At 69.4% G+C, this 20,507-nt stretch carries 16 protein-coding genes and 1 pseudogene; 10 read left to right on the top strand and 7 right to left on the bottom strand.

Going from position 1 to position 20,507, the window contains the following annotated elements:
- Positions 1-186: 186 nt before the first annotated feature.
- The 3 genes from D0D37_RS40185 to D0D37_RS40175 are packed head-to-tail and all read right to left on the bottom strand — an operon-like array spanning position 187 to position 4,849.
- Positions 187-2,559, bottom strand: a complete 2,373-nt coding sequence (locus D0D37_RS40185; protein WP_116205811.1) for a CaiB/BaiF CoA-transferase family protein — start codon at positions 2,557-2,559, stop codon at positions 187-189.
- A gap of 22 nt (positions 2,560-2,581) precedes the next feature.
- Positions 2,582-3,775, bottom strand: coding sequence for an acyl-CoA dehydrogenase family protein (locus tag D0D37_RS40180; RefSeq protein ID WP_116205810.1), 1,194 nt, complete (start codon positions 3,773-3,775; stop codon positions 2,582-2,584).
- Between the two features lie 3 nt (positions 3,776-3,778).
- Positions 3,779-4,849 (bottom strand): acyl-CoA dehydrogenase family protein, encoded by a 1,071-nt coding sequence (locus tag D0D37_RS40175; RefSeq protein WP_116205809.1) that lies wholly within the window; start codon positions 4,847-4,849, stop codon positions 3,779-3,781.
- Between the two features lie 220 nt (positions 4,850-5,069).
- Between D0D37_RS40175 and D0D37_RS40170 the strand changes: the two genes are divergently transcribed.
- The 6 genes from D0D37_RS40170 (at position 5,070) to D0D37_RS40145 (ending at position 11,537) form a co-directional block, all read left to right on the top strand.
- A complete protein-coding gene (locus D0D37_RS40170) occupies positions 5,070-6,254 on the top strand; it encodes a thiolase family protein (RefSeq protein WP_116205808.1) in 1,185 nt (394 codons plus the stop codon).
- Positions 6,251-6,670 carry a Zn-ribbon domain-containing OB-fold protein gene (locus tag D0D37_RS40165; protein WP_116205807.1) on the top strand — a complete coding sequence of 140 codons (420 nt, stop codon included), beginning with the start codon at positions 6,251-6,253 and terminating at the stop codon, positions 6,668-6,670. Before D0D37_RS40170 ends, D0D37_RS40165 begins: the two co-directional genes overlap by 4 nt.
- Positions 6,660-7,454: a crotonase/enoyl-CoA hydratase family protein gene (locus D0D37_RS40160; protein ID WP_116205806.1), complete on the top strand. Its 795-nt coding sequence runs from the start codon at positions 6,660-6,662 to the stop codon at positions 7,452-7,454. The genes D0D37_RS40165 and D0D37_RS40160 overlap by 11 nt, the downstream gene beginning before the upstream one ends.
- A 153-nt stretch (positions 7,455-7,607) precedes the next feature.
- A complete protein-coding gene (locus tag D0D37_RS40155) occupies positions 7,608-10,259 on the top strand; it encodes an FtsX-like permease family protein (RefSeq protein ID WP_244223843.1) in 2,652 nt (883 codons plus the stop codon).
- Complete coding sequence (locus D0D37_RS40150) at positions 10,246-10,923, top strand: ABC transporter ATP-binding protein (protein ID WP_116205804.1); 678 nt, start codon at positions 10,246-10,248, stop codon at positions 10,921-10,923. The genes D0D37_RS40155 and D0D37_RS40150 overlap by 14 nt, the downstream gene beginning before the upstream one ends.
- Complete coding sequence (locus D0D37_RS40145) at positions 10,920-11,537, top strand: ABC transporter ATP-binding protein (protein WP_116205803.1); 618 nt, start codon at positions 10,920-10,922, stop codon at positions 11,535-11,537. The genes D0D37_RS40150 and D0D37_RS40145 overlap by 4 nt, the downstream gene beginning before the upstream one ends.
- Before the next feature lie 109 nt (positions 11,538-11,646).
- Here the strand turns inward: D0D37_RS40145 and catC are convergent, their stop codons facing one another.
- From catC to D0D37_RS40125, 4 genes are read right to left on the bottom strand one after another with little or no spacing between them, the layout of a single operon-like run.
- On the bottom strand, positions 11,647-11,925 hold the full coding sequence (gene catC / locus D0D37_RS40140; protein WP_037367634.1) for a muconolactone Delta-isomerase: 279 nt from the start codon (positions 11,923-11,925) through the stop codon (positions 11,647-11,649).
- A 28-nt stretch (positions 11,926-11,953) separates the two neighbouring features.
- Entirely contained in the window at positions 11,954-12,799 is an 846-nt protein-coding gene (gene catA, locus D0D37_RS40135) for a catechol 1,2-dioxygenase (RefSeq protein WP_116205802.1), read from the bottom strand.
- 32 nt (positions 12,800-12,831) lie between these two features.
- Entirely contained in the window at positions 12,832-13,935 is a 1,104-nt protein-coding gene (locus tag D0D37_RS40130; RefSeq protein WP_116205801.1) for a mandelate racemase/muconate lactonizing enzyme family protein, read from the bottom strand.
- Positions 13,932-14,840, bottom strand: a complete 909-nt coding sequence (locus tag D0D37_RS40125; RefSeq protein ID WP_116205800.1) for a LysR substrate-binding domain-containing protein — start codon at positions 14,838-14,840, stop codon at positions 13,932-13,934. Before D0D37_RS40125 ends, D0D37_RS40130 begins: the two co-directional genes overlap by 4 nt.
- 230 nt (positions 14,841-15,070) lie before the next feature.
- Here D0D37_RS40125 and benA point away from each other — a divergent pair, with 230 nt between their 5' ends.
- From benA to D0D37_RS40105, 4 genes and pseudogenes are all read left to right on the top strand, one after another.
- Positions 15,071-16,441, top strand: a complete 1,371-nt coding sequence (gene benA, locus D0D37_RS40120) for a benzoate 1,2-dioxygenase large subunit (protein ID WP_116205799.1) — start codon at positions 15,071-15,073, stop codon at positions 16,439-16,441.
- Positions 16,438-16,947: a benzoate 1,2-dioxygenase small subunit gene (gene benB, locus D0D37_RS40115; protein WP_116205798.1), complete on the top strand. Its 510-nt coding sequence runs from the start codon at positions 16,438-16,440 to the stop codon at positions 16,945-16,947. Before benA ends, benB begins: the two co-directional genes overlap by 4 nt.
- A gap of 12 nt (positions 16,948-16,959) precedes the next feature.
- On the top strand, positions 16,960-19,449 hold the full coding sequence (gene benC / locus D0D37_RS48560) for a benzoate 1,2-dioxygenase electron transfer component BenC (protein WP_116205797.1): 2,490 nt from the start codon (positions 16,960-16,962) through the stop codon (positions 19,447-19,449).
- 29 nt (positions 19,450-19,478) lie between these two features.
- Positions 19,479-20,507, top strand: a pseudogene (locus D0D37_RS40105) (ATP-binding protein); the annotation flags it as partial.

The following is a 20,507-nucleotide window of genomic DNA, read 5'->3' as shown; positions in this document are numbered from 1 at the left end:
CCCGGAGGGGCTGGGGTGGATCGTCGGGTGTGTTTGCGGGCTTCGGGGCGGGTGGCCGGTCCGGTCGGCGCGGCCGGAATCCAGCGGGCGATGGCGGCCGCCGGGGTGAGCCGGTTCGGCCTCGCGGAGGGGCTGTTCGTGCGCGCGGTGCGGCCGGAATCCAGCGAGCGACGAGACCGCCGACCTTCATCCGGCGCGAGCGGCCCGCCCGCCCTCCTCCTGCGCCTCCAGCACCCCGCGGGCAACCAGCCCCGCCGTCTCCGCGACCTCCAGCCCAAGCAACTCCGCAGCGACCTCGAACGTCTGCTCGCCCAGCAACGGAGCCTGCCCCACCGGCGGATCGGCGACGTACGCCGCGTGGATCTGCACGTTCTCCAGCACGTACGGCTCCTCCGCGTACGGATGCAACTCCTCCCGAAACGCGCGCCGCTCGCGGTACTGCTCCCATTCCGGCAGGTCAGCCGCCCGCAGCATCGCCCCGGCCGGAACGCCAGCGGCCTGCAGCAGATCCATCGCCTCCAACGGGGAATGCCGCGAAGTCCACTCGGTCACTGCCGCGTCGATCCGGGCGCGGGACGAAGCCCGGCCGGTGCGGGTGGCCAAGCCAGGGTCGGCGGCCAGGTCGGGACGGTCCAGCACCGAACACAGCGCACCCCAATCCGAGTCGCCGCGGACGGTGACTGCCAGCCAATCGTCGTCGCCAGCGGTCGGGAACACGCCCCATGGTGCGTCGTGCGCGGGTTCAGCGAGGCGGTGTCCTCGACGGCACAGGTCTTCGGCGGCGATCCGGTCCGCGAAGTGGCTCAGCATCACCTCGGACTGCGCGACGCTCACCGCCCCGCCCTCGCCGCTGCGTTCGCGGCGGACCAGCAGCGCCAACGCGGCCAGCGCGCCGATCCGGGCGCACACGTGGTCGGGATAGACCGTGACGGCGTCGCTGAACGTGCCTGGCTCGCCCGGATAGATCCACTCGCTGGTGAGTCCGGTCGCGGCGCGCACGAGCGGGCCGTAGCCAAGGCGCCGAGCCCACGGGCCGGTCGGGCCGAAGGCCGAGCTGTCCACGACGACGATCCCCGGGTTCACCTCAGCTAGAGCAGCCCGGTCCAGGCCGAGTGAGGTGATGACGCCGGGTTTGAAGTTGGTCAGCACGACGTCCGACTGCGCGACGAGCCGCCGTACCAGCGACTGGCCCTCCGGATCGCGCAGGTTGACGCCGATGGCGCGTTTGTTCCGGTGCCCGGCGGCGAATCCGTGCGACATCAGGCCCGGCAGCGCGGCGCGGGAACCGTCCGGGAAAGCGGAGTTCTCGATCTTGATGACGTCCGCGCCGAGGTCGCCGAAGAGCCGTCCGGTGTCGCCGCCGACCACGATCACGCCTAGGTCCAGGACCCGGATTCCTTCGAGCGGGCGGCCTTCGCCGCGACGGGGGCGAGCGGCCAGGATCGGCGCGGAGGCGACTCGCGCGCCGGTCTCCGGACCGGCGACCGCGCGGTGTCCGTCGATTTCGGTGATGCCGGCCGGGACCGGCGCGATCAAGCCGGGCGACAGTTCGGTCTCGCGGAAGAAGCCGCGGGCGGTGAGCTGGTCGGTGTGCAGGGCTTCGGCGAGCGTGAGGACGGCGGCGGTCGGTACGCCGTGGCGCTGGCCTTCGCACTCCAGTTCGGAGCGGGTGCGGTCGGCGAAGAACCGGCCGATCGCGGGCAGCAGATCCGGCGACGCGTAGCGTTCCCGCACCTGGTCGTACTTCGGATCGGCGAACTCGGCCGGGCTGCCCATCCATTCGAACATCCCGCGCCACTGCCGCCGCGACAGCAGGCAGATCCGGATATATCCGTCCTGGCAAGGGAAAATCGGGTACCGGTGGCGTTCTTCGGTGCGCCCGCGCGGAAGGTCGCTCAACGGCACACCGGCGGCGGCGCTGCCGACCATGCCGAACGCCGGGTCCAGCGCCTGCATCGCACCGTCGAGGACGGAGAAGTCGATGCGGTCGCCGCGTCCGGTGCGCAGCCGGTCCAGGTACAGGCTCACCGTCTGGAACGCGGCTTGCGCGGCGGCGACGTGGTACGGCAGTTCGCCGGGCGGCAGCAGCGGTGCGCGGCCTGGGATACCAGACCGGGACAGTTCGCCGGTCAGCGCGTGGAACACCGGTGTGGTGGCTTGCCAGTGCCGCCGGGTCGTGGTGCGGCCGAAGTCGCTGATCGACAGGATGACCAGCGCGGGATGCCGGGTGCGCAGGCCGGGGACGTCGAGGAGTTCTTCGGCTGGCGAACCCGGCGGAGTGGTCTCGATCAGCAGGTCGGCGTCCGCCAGCAGCTGTTCCCAGCCGTGCGAGCCGGGTTCGGTGGTGGCGTGGGCGAAGCCGTGCCGGTCGATGGCGGTGCCGATCGCGACGCCGTCGACGACCGGGCCGGTGGTGCGTTCGTCGGTGACGCCGGGCAGGACGACCCGGGTGACGCGCGCGCCGAGATCCGCCAGCAGCCGTCCGGTCGCGGTCATCGGGCCGGAGGACAGATCGAGCACGCGGACCCCGGACAGCGGCGGATCGTAGGTGTCGGACAAGAGAACCAGCCTCCTCGACGGCTCAGCTGCGGCGGACGGCGCGGAAGGGAAGGTCGCGGTCGACCTCGGGCTCCTTGGGCAGGCCGAGGACGCGTTCGGCGATGATCGTGCGCTGGATCTGGTCGGTGCCGCCGCCGATGGAGGTGAAAAACGCGTTGAGCGCCAGGAAGTTCACGTCGTCGGCGACCGGGTTCACGGCCCCGGCGAGCAGGGTTTCCGGACCGGCGATGTCGGTGCGCAGCCGTCCTTCGGCGTGCAGGATTCCGGACATCGCGAGCTTTCCCAGCGACATCACCGAACTCGACGTGCCTTGTTCAGCTGCGGCCTTCGCTCGGGCGTTGTTCAACGCGTTCAGTTCGCGCAACGCGAGCACGGTAGCCAGATTGTCGCGGACGACCGGGTCGGCGAGGCGGCCGCGTTCCCGCGCCAACTCGACGAGGTCGTCGGCGATCGATCCGTGTCGTGACGCTCGCGCGCCGTCGCCCATGATCGAGCGTTCGTACGCCAGCGCGGTCTGCAGCACGCGCCAGCCCTTGCCCTCCTCGCCGACCAGGTAGTCCGCCGGGATTTCGACGTCGGTCAGGAACACCTCGTTGAAGTGCGCTTCGCCGGTGATCTGCACCAGCGGCCGGATGTCGACGCCGGGCTGACGCATCGGCACGACGAAGTAGCTGAGGCCCTTGTGCTTCGGGACGTCCCAGTCGGTGCGGGCGATCAGCAGCGCGTAGTCCGCGGTTTTCGCGCCGGACGTCCAGACTTTCTGGCCGTTGACGATCCAGCGGTCGCCGTCGCGGACCGCGGTGGTGCGGACTCCGGCTAGGTCCGAGCCCGCGCCGGGCTCGCTGTAGAACAGGCAGGTCCGGGACCGTTCGGTGAGGACGTCGTGCAGCAGGTCGTTCTTGAGTTTTTCGGTGCCGAACGCGAGAACGGTGTTGGCCGGGATGCTGTATTTGTCCTGTCGGGCGCCGGGCGCGCCGACCGCTTCGAATTCGGCTGCGATCGCGTCGGCCAGTTCAGCCGGGTAGGCGCGGCCGGACCATTCGACCGGCCACGTCGGCACGGCGTACCCGGCGGCGACGACCTTTTCCAGCCATGCCACGCGCTCCGGGGTGGTACTCCAACGGTCCTCGGCGGGGCCGAGCCCGGTCCATTCCGCCGCGAGCCACGCGCGGACTTCTTCGCGGAGCTGATCCGCTGTCGGCAGGGTGGTGGTCATGAGTCAGGCCTCCTTCGAGACGAGGTAACGCTCTCGGTGCAGCCGCGAGCCGCCGAACAGTTGTGCGCCGGAGCGGGCGCGGCGCAGGTACAGGTGCGCCGGGTGTTCCCAGGTGAAGCCGATCCCGCCGTGCATCTGGATCGCGGACAGGGCAACGGTTTCGTACGCTTCCGCACAGGCGAACCCGGCTAGCGCGATCGCGCCGGGGCTTCCGTCGGCGGCGGCGTGCCGGGCGGCGGAGGTCGCGGATTCGACGTCGAGCAGGCGGTCCGCGGCGAGGTGCTTCATCGCCTGGAAACTGCCGATCGCGCGGCCGAACTGAACCCGGGTCTTGAGATATTCGACAGTCGTCTCAAAGATCTTACGAGCGCCGCCTGCTTGTTCTCCGGCCAACGCGATGATGCTGATATCCAAGGCTTTCCGCACAGCCTCCCAACCTGCAGTACCAACTCGCCGCGCTGGTGTATCAGCGAAGGTGAATTGAGATAGCCGTACGGTCGGGTCGAATACCGACGCGGCGGTGCGGGTGAAACCGGGCCCACCGGGAGCGACCTCGAAGACGCCGATGCCGTCGCCAGTGCGCGCCACCACGAGAATGACGTCGGCAAGCTGGCCGAAAGTTACATAGGAAGCGGTACCGGTGAGAGTTCCGTTTGCCTGTACCGCAACGCCTTCGGGCGTCCAAGTGCCGGCAGGTCCCGTGACGGCAACGGTTCCGATCGAAGACCCGTCCGCGAGCGCGGGCAGCAGACGGCGTTTGTCCTCTTCGGACCCGGCCGCGTCAATGAGGGACGCCGTCAGCACCGAACTGGACAGGAACGGCGACGGCACCAGCGCCGCCCCGATTTCCTCCGACACCGCTTCGAGTTCTTCCTCGCCCAGGCCGACGCCGCCGTATTCGGTCGCGATCAGCAGACCGGGCAATCCCAGCTCGGCCAGCTGTTTCCACAGCTCGGGGTCGTAGCCGGAGTCCGTCGCCATCACGCGGCGCACGTCCGCCTCCGTGCAGCGGTCCGCGAGCAGGTCGCGCACCGCCTCCCGCAGCTGTTCGGTTTCCGCGGCGCTGATCGCCATCGCCGGACCGCCTTTCCCGTCGTCGGGTCTCGATCCCCATGCTGGGGGCGGAAAACGGCGATGTACATCACGGATTCCGACACCGGCAGGTTTCCGGAAGCGACATCGGCGCACGTGTCGCGGGCGCTCATCTGCCGGTGTCCCGACCGGTCGTTTACGCCGTGTCAGCGGGATGCGAACGTGGAGGTGCGACCACCGGTCGGGAACGGAGTGCGACGAGATGACGAGCAGGCGGGAAACCCCGGCGCGCCGGAGGGCGGCAATCGCCGGTCTCGGGCTCACTGAGCTGGGAAAAGTCTACGGTCCGAGCGCGCGGCAGTTCGCCGCGCAAGCCGTCCGGCGGGCGGCGGACGACGCCGGGATCGGGCTGTCCGACATCGACGGGCTGCTGGTATCCGCCGGAACGACGCCCGGCGTGGACCTGAGCCTGCAAGTCGACTTAGGACTACGGGACCTGCGCCTGTTCACCCAAATGCAGGCGTTTGGATCGACTGCGGGTGCGATGGTGCAGTACGCAGCGATGGCCGTCGAAGCGGGCATGGCCGACACTGTCGCCTGCGTGTTCGCGGACGCGCCGCTGCAGCAGGGCAAAGCGACCGGCGCGGCCTACGGTGGCCGTCGCACCACGCCGACCGGTTGGGGAAGCCTGCTGGGCTCCAGCGGCTTCGCCGGGCCGAACTCGTTCTACGCGCTCGCCGCGCGACGGCACATGAAGACCTACGGCACCACGAGCGAGCAACTCGGCGCGATCGCGGTCGCGCAGCGCGCGTGGGCGGCGAAGAACCCGCTGGCGCAGCTGCGGGATCCGATCACTCTGGCCGATCATCAAGCGTCGCGGTTCATCGCGGAACCGTTCCACCTGCTGGACTGCTGCCTGGTGTCGAACGGCGGCGCGGCGGTGATCGTGACTTCCGCGGAACGAGCAAAAACGTTGGCTCAGCCTGCCGTCCAGGTGCTCGGCTGGGGCCAGGCGCACCCCGGGAATTCCTTCCGCCGCAACGACAATCTCGGCCTCGTGAGCGGCGCGGCGCAGTCCGGGCCAGCGGCGATGGAGATGGCCGGAGTGACCATCGAGGACATCGACGTCGCCGAGATCTACGACTGCTACACCTTCACCGCGCTGCTCACGCTGGAGGACTACGGGTTCTGCGGCAAGGGCGAAGGCGGCGAGTTCGTCTCGACGCCGGGCATGCTCGGCCCGGACGGCAAGCTCGCGATGAACACTGGCGGCGGCCAGCTGTCGTCGTACTACCTGTGGGGCATGACGCCGCTGTCCGAGGCGATCATCCAGGCTCGTGGCCAAGGCGGCGAACGTCAGGTGCCGAAGCACGACACCGTGCTGGTCTCCGGCAACGGCGGCATTCTGGACCACCACAGCACGCTCGTGCTTGGAACGGAGGGATGACAGTGCGGATCAACCCAGTCGCCCGCGACGAGGAGTCCGCGGCGTTCTTCGACGGCACCGCGATCGGCGAGTTCCGGCTGTTGCGGCGGCGCGGCACCGGCGAATACCTGGACCCGCGCACGGTCCCGGACCCCGGCGACGATCTGGAGTGGACGGCCGCGGCCGGAACCGGCACGGTGGTGTCGTGGTCGGTGGTGCACAAGCGGGCGCGCGACGGCGGCGAGCCGGAGCGCGCGGTCGTCGGCATCGTGGAGCTGGCCGAGGGACCGTGGTGGTGGTGCCGGCTCGACGCCGACCCGGACGCGGACCTCTGGCAGCTGCCGGTGCGGGCAGTCTTCGTGCCCTCCGGACCCGACCCTGACCACGAGAAGGTGCCGGTCTTCGCACCGGCGGAGGAGGCAGACCATGCCCGATGACGCTCCGGCCGCGCTCGTCGAACAGCGCGGACACGTCCTGGTCGTCACGCTCAACCGGCCGCACGCGATGAACGCGGTCAACGCCGAGCTGAGCGAACTCGTCGGCACCGCGCTGGAACGGGCCGAACAAGACCCCGAAACGCGCGTAGTCGTGCTGACCGGCGCGGGGGAGCGGGCGTTCTGCGCCGGAGCCGACCTGAAAGCCGTGTCGCGCGGCGAATCGCTCGCCGCGCCCGGCCACGCGGAATGGGGTTTCGCCGGATACGTGCGGCACCCGATTTCGAAGCCGACGATCGCCGCGGTCAACGGGTTCGCGCTGGGCGGCGGCACCGAACTCGCGCTGGCCAGCGACCTGGTGGTGGCGGCCGAATCGGCGAAATTCGGGCTGCCCGAGGTGAAGCGCGGCCTCTTCGCCGCGGCCGGCGGAGTGTTCCGGCTGCCGAGGCAGATCCCGCAGAAGATCGCGATGGAAATGATGTTCACCGGCGAACCCCTGGACGCCGCCCGCGCGGCGACGCTGGGACTGGTGAACCACGTGGTCCCGGACGCCGACGTGCTGACCGAGGCACTGGCGCTGGCGGAGAAGATCGCCGCTAACGCGCCGTTGGCGGTGCAGGCCAGCAAACGCGTCGCACTGGGCATTGTGGACGGTGCGATTTCGGCCGAGGACGGCGCGTGGGACAACACCCGCGAGAACGCCGTCGGAGTCATGACGAGCGAGGACGTCCGCGAGGGGACGCTGGCGTTCGTCGAGAAGCGCGCGCCGGTTTGGCAGGCCAAGTAAGCGTTCCGTACCCGGAAAAACGCGCTCTGTTCGCATCGGCCCCGTGAACGTCCGTGAAGGGCTCCTTGAGGGAATCTGATTCCCTCAAGGAGCCCTTCACGGACATTGGGCAACGCTGCCCCGCGGGTGCCGGGATCGTGGCAGACTCGGCAGATGCGCGGGTGGGGGGCGACGCCGTGGACGCGGGCGCCGAAAACGGGGTGGCGGCAACCAGCGGTCGTAGTGGCCGCGATCGCGGCGGCGGTGCTCGTCGCGCTGCCTGCCGCGGCGGTGACGTTGTTCCTCTCTTCGGCCGGGAACGCGACGTTGCACGACCAGACGAGCCGGGCGTGCCAGTGGGCGGTCGGCGCGGAGTGGATCGGCGGCCTGCCGATGTCCCAGCCGTATCCGGGCGCAACCGGGCCGACCGGGAAGGCACTCGACGACGCCCGGCTCGCCGTGGCCCGCGACGCGGCTCGCGAGGTGCCCCGGCTGTCCGGCGTGCGGTCGACGCTCTCCAACTCCGCGAAGGTCAATCCGGTCCGGCCGGGCTCGCCGAATCCGGAACAGTCCGCGATGTGGCTCGTCTACCAGGACGATTTCGCCGCTCACCTGCAGGTTCTGGAGGGCGGCAAAGGGCCCGGGATCTGGGTGCCGAGCCAGTTCGCCCAGGCGCGCGGGCTGCATGCGGGCGACCAGGTGGTGATCCAGGGCGGCTGGGCCCCGAGGACGGGCGTGCCGCCGGGCGCTCCGGTCCGGACAATGCCGGTCGCCGCGGTGTACCGCGATCTGCGCGAGCTGCCTGACCAGCCGTTCTGGTGTCATCTGCAGTCGCTGTACCGGCCGAATCCGCTGAGCGAGGCCCCGGTGTTCCCGGTGGGGTTCGTGTCGCGGGACGCTCTGTTCGGGCTGACCCCGGCCGACTCGGGCGTCGGCAGTCGCCTCGAAGCCTCGGTCGACCAGAACGGGCTGACCACCGCGAACGCGCCCGCCACCATCGCCGGCCTGGAACAAGCCCGGGCGCGCACCGAGAATCAACCTGACCTGTTCGCGCAACGCGGGCGGATGCAGTTCACCTCGTCGCTGCGCGGCATCGCCGACCGGGCTTACCAGGTCGAATCCTCGCTCGCCGCGACGGTCGTGCCGATCGGGGTCGCCGGGTCGCTGACCGGGCTGGTCATTTCGGTGACGGTCGGATCGTTCTGGGTCGAACGCCGACGAGCCGAGCTGGCCGTGCTCTCCGCGCGCGGGGCCGGGCCGGGCGCACTGGCCGGGAAAGCGTTGCTGGAGCTGGGTTCCATCGCGCTGCTCGGCACCGTCGGCGGCTGGTTCGCCGCGCGCGGGCTGGTCAGCGCGCTGGGACCGAGTCCGCTGGTGACGCCGTCCGCGCTCGGCTTTTCGATCGGCGGCGCGGCGGTCGCGTTCCTGGCGACGCTCGCCGGGATCGCCGGTTCGGTCGTCCTCCGCACGCGGGCGATGTTCGACTCGCGCACGTCGCGGATCCGGCATCTGCCGTGGGAAATCCTTCCGCTGGTCGCCGCGGTGGTCTGCTACTTCGCGCTCGGCGACGGCACGCAGACCGGGCTCGGCCAGGCCGGTTCGGTCGCGCGGATCCCGCCTCGGCTGATCGTCGTGCCGTTGCTGCTGGTGTTGGGGCTCGCGATGCTGGTGACCCGGGTCGTGCGGCTGACGTTGCCGCGGGTGCGTACGGTGCGGCGAGCACGGGCAGTGGCGTTCCTGGCCTGGCGACGGCTGGCTTCAGCGCCCGCCGCGGCAGCCGTCCTGGTCGGGGCGACTGCGGTACCGGTGGCGCTTTCGATCTTCGCCACCACCGTCACGGGCTCCGTCCAGCGCACGCTCGACGACGAGGGCCAGCTCGTGGTCGGCTCAGATGTCGTGGTGCATTTGACCGGACCGGCCGCGATTCCACCTGGCCTAAGTGGACAGTCCACATTGGTCGACCGCTACGACTCGGCTTACCTGGGCAACACGACGGTGAACGTACTCGGCGTCGACCCGGCGTCGTTCGGCTCGGCCGCGTTCTGGGACGACCACTTCAGCGGGCCGACCCTGCCGGAGTTGCTCGACCAGATGTCCGGCGACACTCCGGTAGGCATCCTCGCCGGGGTTCCGGACACGCCCGCGCAGGCGACGCTCAGCATTCAGGGCAAGGACCTGCCGCTGCGCGTCGTCACGGTCGCGCAACTGCCGGGGAAGAGCGCTGGGTTCCCGGAATTGCTGCTGCGCAAGGACATTCTCGCCAGGTTCGCCGGAGAGAGCGTGCACCGCGAGCTGTGGGCGCGAGGCGATCCGGCGCAAGTGCTGCCGGAACTGGGCAAAGCCGGGGTCCCGGCTGGGACGGTGAGCCGCGCGACCGACGTCACCGCGCACGGCGTGTACGGCGGGGTCACTTACACCTTCGCGTTCCTGACCGCAGTGTCCGCTTTGGTCGGTGTGGTGGTCCTAGTTGGACTCTTGCTGTACCTCAATTCCCGGGCGCGCGCCCGGCGCGGAGCTTATGTGCTGCTGCGTCGGATGGGCATTACTTCCGCTGCGCATTGGCGGGCGCTCGCATACGAGGTCGGCGGGTTGCTGGCGGCCGGATTCGCTTTGGGCGTCGGATTCGCAGCGGTCGCGGTCTCGGTGACCTACGAGGGTTACGACCTCGATCCGGCGACGCCGCCGGGCACGGTGATCCCGGTGCCGTGGGGGCAGGGCGGACAGCTGCTGGTTGCGGCGGTAGTCGTCGCGCTTGTCGTTACTTACGCGGCCCAGCGTGCGGCTGCGCGGGCGCTGCCTTCGGAGGTGTTGCGTGACACTGCCTGATCAAACACTGCCTGATGCGGTCCGGGTTACTGGACTGACCCACAGCTACCGCACGGCCGGTCGCTCTCTGACTGCTTTGCACGAGGTCTCGATCGGTGCCGCGCGCGGTCGAATCACCGCGCTGGTCGGGCCTTCCGGGTCTGGCAAGTCGACCTTGCTGCGGATGCTGGCTTGCCTGGAACGGCCGGACGAGGGCCGGGTCGAGGTCGGCGGTACCGACGTCACCGCGTTGTCCGCGCGGGCACGCCGGGCCGTTCGGCGGCGACGGATCGGTTACATGTTCCAGAATCCCGTCGACAACCTGCTGGATTACCTGACGGTGCAAGAACATCTGGAGCTGGCCGCGAAAATGCGCGGCACTGGTCTTTCATTGGCCTTGCTCGACCGGCTGGGCCTGGATCATCGCCGCGGCCACCGTCCGCGTCAGCTCTCCGGCGGCGAACAGCAACGAACCGCCCTCGCTTTCGCCGCGGTGGGCGACCCGGACGCGGTGCTGGCGGACGAACCGACCGCGCAACTGGACCGTTCGTCGGCCGGATTGGTGGCCGAGGCGTTCCGCGCGCTGGCGGAAGCAGGCCAGACCGTCGTGGTCGCGACGCACGACCCCGTGCTGGCGGAGGCGGCGGACGACGTGGTGGAACTCGTGGACGGGAGGGTCCGGTGAGCGCTCTGCTCAGTCTGTCGGACGTAAGCCGGTCGCACGGCGGGATGCCGGTGCTGCGGCACACGAGCCTGGACCTGATGGCGGGCGAACTGGTCGCGCTGACCGGCCCGTCCGGCTCGGGCAAAAGCACTTTGCTGATGATCGCGGGCGGCTGGGACGCGCCGGACAGCGGAACGGTGACCGCGCACCCGCCGATGCCGGACGTGCCGGTGTCGGAACAGCCGTGGCATGCGCTGGCTTTTGTGCCGCAGTCGATCGCGCTGTTCGAGGAGCTGACGGTCGCGGACAACCTCGCTTTTGCCGCGCGGACCGCGGTGGAGCCGCCGGATCGGTCGAAGCTGCTGGAAACCCTGGACCTGGCGAAACTGGCCGACCGATTGCCGAGCGAGGTCTCGCGCGGGGAACAGCAACGGGGCGCGGTGGCGCGGGCGCTGGCGTCGGGCCCGCTGGTGCTGCTGGCGGACGAGCCGACGTCGCACCAGGATCGCGCGCACGCGGAGATGGTGCTGACGGCATTGCGCCGAGCCGCGGACCTTGGGACGGCGGTGTTGGTCGCGTCCCACGATCCGCTGCTGGCCGAGCACGCGGACCGCGTGGTGACGGTCGGCGAGTGAGTTGCGCGCAGGTTTGCAGTCCGTGAGGGGAACCCTGAGGGATTCAGATTCCCTCAGGGTTCCCCTCACGTACTCGAAGCTCCAGGCGAGGAGACAGCACGCGAGTGAGTCAGTCCACTTTGGACGGGTGCCGCGCGAGGGCGGTCACCTGGATGTCCATGTACGGGAACAGCGGGAGGTTCGACAGGATCTGGTGCAGCTCGTCGTGGTCGGCGACGTCCAGCACCGAGTAGTTCGCGTACTCGCCCGCGATCCGCCAGATATGCGGCCATTTCCCGCTGCGCTGCAGTTGCTGGCTGTACTCCTTCTCGCGCGCGATGAGGGCGTCGCGGACCGCCGGGTCCAGGTCCGGGGGAAGGCGGACGTCCATCCGCACGTGGTAAAGCATGAGTCTCCTGCCGAATCAGAGGGCGGAATCAGAGGGCGGGGTCGAGGACGAAGCCGTACTCGATGGTCTCGCCGTCGCCGGACGGCTGCGGGTCGAGCAGCAGTTCCGGCTTCACCGCGGACGCGATGTCGTCGTCGTTGTGCTCGTCGCCCGGGAAGTACAGCTGCGCGGTGAGCAGTTCGTGCCCCGGCGCGGACACCTTCACGTGCAGGTGCGCCGGACGCCAGGCGTGCCAGCCCGCGGCCGCGATCAGTTTGCCGCACGCGCCGTCGGTCGGGATCTGGTACGGCGCGGGGCGCACGGTGTGGATTTCGAAGCGGCCCTCGTCGTCGGTGGTGAAGGTGCCGCGCAGGTTCCACTCCGGGATGTCCGGCGCGAACTGCGAGTACAGCCCGTCCGCGTCCGCGTGCCACAGTTCGACCTTCGCGCCGCCCAGCGCCGCGCCGGTGGTCGAGGTGACCTGCCCGGTCCAGGTGAGCGCGGTGCCCGGCTCGTTGTCCCGCGTCGGGATCGAACCGCGCGCGCCCTGCTCGGGGGCGTCCGGCACGTAGTAGGGGCCCTCGATGGTGCCCTTGTTGCCCTGGCGGTGCTCGGTGGCGACGTCCTCGACGACGTGCTCGACCCAGACGTCCAGGAACAGCGGCCATTCGCCGTCCTCGCCGACGCTGATCAGCCACGACTTGAGCGCGTTGTACTCCTCGTAGGTCACCTTGTGCTTGCGGATCGTCGCGTGCACGGCCTCGAGCACCTCGCGGGCGAGCAGGCTGACCCGTTCCTTCGGGGTGCCCGCGACGCTGGCGAACTTGTCGCTCTTGAACCGTTCGGTGGCGTTGGCTCCGGACGCGGCGGCGGTGGGGGAATGCGTGGCAGTCATGAATCCTCCTTGATCCATCGGGGGTTTCCGGCTCAGCGGTCTTGCCGGTAGTGCCGGAGCTTGCCGGGGTCGAGTACGGCGCCGAGCCCGGCGCCAGGGCGGATGACCAGTTCGCCGTCCGCGATGCACAGCGGTTCGGCGAGCAGGTCGTCGGTCATGTCGAGGAAGTTGGACAGTTCGCCGGGGCGGCGCGACGTCAGCTCGTACGCCGCTCCAAACGCGACAGTGCACAGTGAACCGATCTGGCCGTCGATCTGGTTGCCCATCACCACTTCCAGCCCGAGGCCGTCCGCGAGATGGTGCGTGCGCTGCGAACGAGTGAAGCCGGTGCGGGCGGTTTTGATGCTGATCGCGGTGGCCGACCCGGAGAGGATTTCGCGGGTCACGTCAGCTGGAGTCACCGCGGATTCGTCGGCGATGAACGGAATGTCCAAACGGGACACCAGCCAGCGGCGGCCGAGTACGTCGTCGGCGGGACACAGCTCCTCGGCGAACAACAGATCGAGGTCGGCCATTTCCTGCATCGCGCGGGCAGATTCCGCAGCGGTCCAGCCGCGGTTGCCGTCCACGTACAGGTCGACCTCGGTGCCGAACCGCTCCCGCAGCGCGCGAACCACTGCGGTGTCAAGGGAAACCGGACGGCGGCCGACCTTCACCTTGAACGTGGTGATGCCGTAGCTGTCCCGAATCCGCTCCGCCTCGGCGACCATCGCGGCAGGCTCGTCGAAGCCGAGCATGTGCGACACCTTCATGCGGTCGGTGTAGCCGCCGAGCAGTTCGGTGACCGACACGTCGAGGCTTTGCCCCAGCGCGTCCCAGATCGCCATGTCCAAAGCGGACTTCGCGGCCGGATTGCCGACGGTGCGGGAGAGCCGGGCGTGCACCGTCTCGCGTTCGAGCAGGCTCAGGCCCACCACCTGCGGGGCGAACACGGTCTCCAGCACGGCCACGATCCCGGCTTGGGTCTCGCCGTAGGTGAACGGCCGCGGCGGCGCTTCGGCCATGCCGATCACGCCGTCGTCGGTGTGCACGCGGACCAGCACGTGCTCGGCCGTGTGCACCTCGCCGGACGCGAAGCGCAGCGGTTTGCGGTAGGGGATGGCGAACGGGATCGCCTCCACCCGGGTGATCTTCATCGTGTCCTCCCTGACACGGGCACTTCGACGGGGAACAGCTCGCCGAGCGCGTCGAGCACGGCCGGGACCAGTGCCGAGGCCCGTTCGCGGTGCCAGGCGAGCGCGAGCTGGACGGTGGCGGCCCCGGAGAGGTCGCGGAACACGACCCCGGCCAGCGGCAGCGCCCGCGCGGACGCGGGGACGACACCGACGCCGAGACCACCGGCGACGAGAGCGAGCAGCACCGCGGTGCCGGCCGCTTCGTGCTCGCGGTGCGGGGTGAATCCGGCGTCGCGGCAGCTGCGCAGCACCGCTTCGTTGACGACTGAGTAGCTGGCCGGGTAGGTGACGAATGCTTCGGCGCGCAGATCGCTCATCGCCACCACCGGTTCCACCGCGAGCCGGTGGTCGGCCGGGACGGCGAGCACCAGCGGCTCGGTCTCGATGACGTGCAGGTCGAGGTCGCCGCCGGTGACCGGCGGACGCAGCACGCCGATGTCGAGCGTGCCGTCGCGCAGCTGTTCGCACTGCTCGCCGGTCAGCAGATCGGCGTGCACTTCGAGTTCGACCTCGGGCAGCCGGTGCTGCAGCGCGCGGGCGACCTGCGGCAAGTGCGACAGCGCGGCGGTGCCGGTGAAACCGATCCGCGCGAGCCCGCGCCTGCCGTCGGCGATGCGCCGGGCTCCGCGCGCGCCCGCCTCGACGGCGTCCAGGATCCGTTGCGCCTCAGCCAGGAAGAACCGCCCGGCCGGGGTGACCTGCACCTGCCGGGTCGTGCGGCTGAGCAAGGCGACGCCCAGCTCGTCCTCCAGCTGCCGGATCGCGTGCGAAAGCGCGGGCTGGGCGAGGTGCAGGCGTTCGGCGGCGCGGCCGAAGTGGCAGGTCTCGGCTACGGCGGCGAAGTACCTCAGGTGGCGCAGTTCCATCGGGCTGCCTCCTCACCGGCTCCTCGCGTGGTCTCGCTCACCGTAAGTTCCGGCATTGAGTGAAGACAAGGAGCGGTTTGCGTGCGATTGATAAACGGCATCGAATAATTACACCCTAGGTCAGGACTGGGTCTTGCCCTGGTGTGACTGCGGCCACCGACTGGCACAGTGCGGGAAACGCCCTGCTGGGGAGCCGATCAGTGCAGATCGCCAGGCCCGTTGGAGGAGTCATGACCGAGATGCTGGACCACGCCGCTTCCGTAGTCGCGGACGCCGTGGTGGAAGACCCGGAGGCGGGCGTCTACCGCGCGAACCGCCGGATCTTCACCGACGAGGAGATCTTCGAACTCGAAATGAAGCACATCTTCGAGGGCAACTGGATCTACCTCGCGCACGAGAGCCAGCTGCCGAATCCGGGTGACTACTTCACCACCACGATCGGCCGCCAGCCCGTCGTCCTCACCCGGGACAAGGCAGGTGAACTGCACTGCCTGATCAACGCCTGCGCGCACCGCGGCGCGATGATCTGCCGGCGCAAACGCGACAACCGGCCCACGCTGACCTGCCCGTTCCACGGCTGGACCTTCCGCAACGACGGCAAGCTGCTGAAGGTCAAGGACCCGGACGGCGCGGGCTACCCGGAGTCGTTCGACACCGGCGGTTCGCACGACCTGACGAAGGTCGCCCGGTTCGAGTCCTACCGCGGGTTCCTGTTCGGCAGTCTCAACCCGGACGTGCTGCCGCTGACCGAGCACCTCGGCGACGCCACGAAGGTGATCGACATGCTCGTGGACCAGTCACCGGACGGACTTGAAGTACTACGCGGGGCTTCCACATATACCTACGACGGCAACTGGAAGGTCCAGGCGGAGAACGGCGCGGACGGCTACCACGTCACCGCGACGCACTGGAATTACGCGGCCACCACGGCGCGGCGCAACACCGGTGAATCGGCCAACGACACGAAGACGCTCGACGCCGGTTCGTGGGGCAAGTCCGGCGGGGGCTACTGGTCGTTCCCGCACGGGCACCTGTGCCTGTGGACCTGGGCGGGGAACCCGCAAGACCGGCCGTTGTGGCCGCGGATGGCGGAGCTGAAGGAGAAATACGGCGACGCCAAGGGCGAGTTCATGGTGCGCGGGTCGCGGAACCTGTGCGTGTATCCCAACGTGTACCTGATGGACCAGTTCTCGACGCAGATCCGGCATTTCCGGCCGATCGCGCCGGACAAGACCGAGGTCACCATCTACTGCATCGCACCGAAGGGCGAGAGCGACGAGTCACGGGCGTGGCGGATCCGGCAGTACGAGGACTTCTTCAACGCTTCGGGCATGGCGACGCCGGACGATCTGGAGGAATTCCGGTCTTGTCAGCTCACTTTCCGCGCGACCGCCGCGCCCTGGAACGACATGAGCCGCGGCGCGCGGCATTGGCTCACCGGGCCGGACGAGGTCGCGTCGTCGCTTGGCCTCGACGGTGTCGTGTCGGCCGGGCAGAAGAACGAGGACGAGGGCCTTTATCCGGTGCAGCACGGGTATTGGCAGGAAACCATGCGCGCGGCGATCGCCCGTGAGCAGGCTGTTCGAGGTGAAGTCCGATGACCGCTGCCGCCGAGAAGACCATCACCCAGCACGACGTCGAGCAGTTCCTCTACCGCGAGGCGAGGTATTTGGACGACCGCGAGTTCGAGAAGTGGCTGGAATGCTACGCCGACGACGTCGTGTACTGGATGCCTTCCTGGGGCGACGACGATCTGCTCACCGAGGATCCGCAGCGCGACATTTCGCTGATCTACTACCCGAACAAGGGCGGGCTGGAGGACCGCGTGTTCCGGATCCGCACCGAACGGTCGAGCGCGACGTCCCTCCCGGAGCCGCGGACGAGTCACAACATCTCGAATGTCGAGCTGATCGAGCGGCACGGCGATCTCGTGGACGTGCGGTTCAACTGGCACACGATGTACTTCCGCTATAACACGGTCGATCCGTATTACGGGACTTCGTTCTACACCGTCGATTTCTCCGGGCCGTCACCGCAGATCCGGCGGAAGACCGTGGTGCTCAAGAACGACTACATCCACCACGTCGTCGACGTGTACCACTTCTGAGCGGAGGCGGTCATGAACCATCGCATCGCTCTGTCCTTTGAGGATGGTGTCACCCGCTTCGTCGCCTGCGCGTCGGACCAGACCGTCGCGGACGCGTCGTACCGGCAGCGCATCAACATTCCGCTCGACTGCCGCGACGGTGCGTGCGGAACCTGCAAGGCGTTCTGCGAATCGGGGGAGTACGAGGGCGGTTCCTATCTCGAAGACGCCTTGAGTGCGGACGAGGCGGAGCGCGGTTATGTGTTGCCGTGCAGCATGAAGCCGAAGTCTGATCTGGTATTGCAGATCGCGAGCACGTCGGCGGTCGCGAAGACGCAGGCTGCCGAGCATCACGGCACTCTTGTTGCACTGGACAGGCTTTCGCCGACGACGATGTCGCTGACGGTGGAGATCCGCGATCGGGACCGGCTCGCGTTTCTGCCCGGGCAGTACGTGAACATCACCGTTCCGGGCACCGAGGTGACGCGGTCGTATTCGTTCAGCAATGCGCCTGATGACACGCGGCTGACTTTCCTGGTGAAGCTCACGCCCGGCGGTGTGATGTCGGATTACCTGACCGGGCAGGCGAAATCCGGCGACGAGCTGACGTTCACCGGTCCACACGGGAGCTTCTTCCTGCGCGAGACGGATCGGCCGGTGCTGTTGCTGGCCGGTGGCACCGGGCTCGCACCGATTCTGTCCATTGTGCGCACTATACGCGATTCCGGCGTGACCAGGCCCGCGCATCTGGTGTACGGCGTGAGCACCGACGACGACCTGGTGGAAACCGCGACGCTGGACAAGCTCGCCGGAGAGGTTCCGGGGCTGACCTGGGACTACTGTGTCTCGGATCCGGGCAGCGGCGCGCCGAACAAGGGCTATGTGACCACGCTGATCCGGGACGAGCACCTGCACGGCGGGGATGTCGCGGTCTATCTCTGCGGCCCGCCGCCGATGGTGGAAGCGGTGCGAGGACATTTCGCGTCGGCTGGGTTCGAGCCGACCGGCTTCTACTACGAGAAGTTCGCGCTCGCGACACCGCTCCGTGCGCCGGAGATTCCGGTGCAGCCGGTGGTGGTGGCCGATCCGGAACCCGAGCCGGAGCTGGAGTTCGTCGCGGGTCGTGCGCTGGCCGGGCAGGAATTGTTCCCGACGGTCGAGCTGACCCCGCTGCGGGCCGGAGCGACGCTGTCCGCGGCGGAAGAAGCGCGGGTCGCGCGCACGATCGCGGGTCAGGAAATGCTGCCCGCGGCCGACGAAACGCCAGGCGAGTACGAAATCGGCGAGGAACACCCGTCGGTGCACGAATCGGACGCGGTTTTCGAGGCCCGGCAAGCCCTCGAACTGGGTGCGCTCGAACTGACTATCGGACGGCTGACCTCGGGTCAGCTCGCCGGATACCGGCTGCTGGCGGAGTCGACAGTGCCCTATGTGGACGGTGACCGGTTCCTGGACGCCGCCGCCTACACCGAAACCAACGCGGCGTTCCACGACTACCTGTTCACGCTCACCGGCAACGAGCACCTCCTGCAGGCATATCAGGCGCTCGGCGTGAAAGGCCACATGGCCGAGACGCTGCGCAACGCGACCTGGTGTCATCCGCGGTGCACGCAAGACCACTTGGACCTGGTCGCCGCGTTCGAGTCCGGAGACCGGGCGACCGCGCGACGGCTGGTGGCCGAGCACGCGGAACGGTCGAAAGTCACCACTCGGCGCGCGATGGGCGGTGCTGCGGACGGGCCGAAATTCCTGTCGCCAGGGCGGTTCGCGGGCAAGGTCGTGGTGATCACCGGCGCCGCGCAGGGGATCGGCGAAGCGACGGCCCGGCGGATCGCCGCGGAGGGTGGGGCGCTGGTGCTCGCCGACCGGTCCGGCCTGGTCAGCGGCCTGGCCGGCGAGTTGCCCGAGACTGCCGCGGTGGTTGCCGACCTGGAGACTTGGGAGGGGGCGCAGACGGTCGCGGAAGCGGCCTTGGCCCGGTTCGGCCGGATCGACGTGCTGGTCAACAACGTCGGCGGCGCGCTGCGGTTCAAGCCGTTCACCGAGTTCAGTCCGGACGAGATCGAGGCCGAGGTCCGCCGGTCCTTGCTGACCACGCTGTTCTCCTGCCGGGCCGCGTTGCCGTCGATGGCGCAGCGGGGCGGCGGGGTGATCGTGAACGTCTCGTCGGCGGCTACTCGCGGCATCCACCGGATCCCGTACTCGGCGGCGAAAGGCGGGATCAACGCGCTGACCGCGTCGCTGGCGTTCGAGTACGCTGACGCCGGCATCCGCGTGGTCGCGACCGCGCCCGGCGGGACCGAAGCCCCGCCGCGGCGGATCCCGCGCGGCGGCCCCGACCCGTCCACGGACCGGGAACGGGAGTGGTTCCAGGCGCACATCGACCAGACTGTCGAGTCGTCGTTGCTGAAGCGGTACGGCACCCTGGACGAGCAGGCCGCGGCGATCGCGTTCCTGGCCTCGGACGAGGCCTCGTACGTCACCGGCACGGTCCTGCCCGTCGCCGGGGGCGATCTCGGCTGACGGCGGCATCCGGCGAAGCGGGGAGGACCGTGACGACTGCGGCGGAGGAGCTGGCCGGCCTGCTGACCCGGGCAGGGCGCGCGGTGCTGCTGTGCGGTCCGGCCGGGTGCGGGCGCACCACGCTGGCGTTCCGCGCCGCCGACGCGTTCCCCGGGCCGGTGCTCCGGGCGACCGCGGCCGAATGGGAGAGCTGCAGCGCGTTTGCCGTGCTGCAGCAGCTGTTCCCGGAGTTGCCCGCGGACGGCGGGCCGTTGCCGGTCGCGGGGCGGATCGCGGCGGAGCTGGTGCCGGGGACCTTGCTGGTGGTCGACGACGCCCATTTGTCCGATGTGGACTCGGTGCGGACGCTGTCGTCGCTGCTGCGGCATCATCCGGCGGCGCGGGCTACAGTGCTGTTCACTGCGGCGACGGGAGATTCGCGCGCTTGTGCGGACGTTCTTGAGCTGCTCGCGCGGATGTCCGGTGACGAGGTGCACGTGCCGCCTTTGGACGCTGCGGAAGTGTCCGAAATGGCCTCGGCGCGCGGTATCGCTCTGCATCCGACGATGGCCGAACGATTGTGCCGACACACTCTTGGCCGACCGCGGTATGTCGTGCAGCTGTTGACCGAGGTCTCGCGGGCCACCTGGGCCGGGTTTGATCCGAATCTGCCCGCACCGGCCGCGGTTGCCGCCTCGGTCCGCGAACGGATCTCGCAGCTTTCCCCGGCGGCGGAACGGTTTGTCGCGGCTGCTGCGGTGCTTGGTGCTGGGGCGGCGGTGCGGTCAGTGGCGTCGCTGGCCGATCTTGACGGCGATCCGTTGCCGGTGCTGGACGAGGCATGCGCGACGCGGCTGGTCGAGCTTGCGCCGCGCGGGCTCGCCGAAGTGGGGCCGCCGGATCCGATGGTTCGCGCGGCGGTGCTGGCCGGGTTGGGGCCGGAGCGGCGGTCGAAGCTGCAGCGGCGGGCGGCGGAGCTGGTCGAGGATCCGGCGCGGAGTCTGCGGTTGCTGGTCGCGGCCAGCCCGGTGCCGGATGCGAGTGTCGCGGATCGGCTTGACGCGCTGGCGGTGGAGCGG

Source organism: Amycolatopsis circi, assembly GCF_003385235.1.
Lineage (GTDB): Bacteria > Actinomycetota > Actinomycetes > Mycobacteriales > Pseudonocardiaceae > Amycolatopsis > Amycolatopsis circi.
The sequence above is the reverse complement of the archived record's forward strand: the minus strand, read 5'-3'. Positions and strand labels throughout refer to the sequence as shown.

Coding starts and splice junctions, on each gene's coding strand:
- D0D37_RS40180 (WP_116205810.1), bottom strand. CDS start 3,775: ATGACCACCACCCTGCCGACAGCGGATCAGCTCCGCGAAGAAGTCCGC.
- D0D37_RS40175 (WP_116205809.1), bottom strand. CDS start 4,849: ATGGCGATCAGCGCCGCGGAAACCGAACAGCTGCGGGAGGCGGTGCGC.
- D0D37_RS40170 (WP_116205808.1), top strand. CDS start 5,070: ATGACGAGCAGGCGGGAAACCCCGGCGCGCCGGAGGGCGGCAATCGCC.
- D0D37_RS40165 (WP_116205807.1), top strand. CDS start 6,251: ATGACAGTGCGGATCAACCCAGTCGCCCGCGACGAGGAGTCCGCGGCG.
- D0D37_RS40160 (WP_116205806.1), top strand. CDS start 6,660: ATGCCCGATGACGCTCCGGCCGCGCTCGTCGAACAGCGCGGACACGTC.
- D0D37_RS40155 (WP_244223843.1), top strand. CDS start 7,608: ATGCGCGGGTGGGGGGCGACGCCGTGGACGCGGGCGCCGAAAACGGGG.
- catC (WP_037367634.1), bottom strand. CDS start 11,925: ATGCTTTACCACGTGCGGATGGACGTCCGCCTTCCCCCGGACCTGGAC.
- catA (WP_116205802.1), bottom strand. CDS start 12,799: ATGACTGCCACGCATTCCCCCACCGCCGCCGCGTCCGGAGCCAACGCC.
- D0D37_RS40130 (WP_116205801.1), bottom strand. CDS start 13,935: ATGAAGATCACCCGGGTGGAGGCGATCCCGTTCGCCATCCCCTACCGC.
- D0D37_RS40125 (WP_116205800.1), bottom strand. CDS start 14,840: ATGGAACTGCGCCACCTGAGGTACTTCGCCGCCGTAGCCGAGACCTGC.
- benA (WP_116205799.1), top strand. CDS start 15,071: ATGACCGAGATGCTGGACCACGCCGCTTCCGTAGTCGCGGACGCCGTG.
- benB (WP_116205798.1), top strand. CDS start 16,438: ATGACCGCTGCCGCCGAGAAGACCATCACCCAGCACGACGTCGAGCAG.
- benC (WP_116205797.1), top strand. CDS start 16,960: ATGAACCATCGCATCGCTCTGTCCTTTGAGGATGGTGTCACCCGCTTC.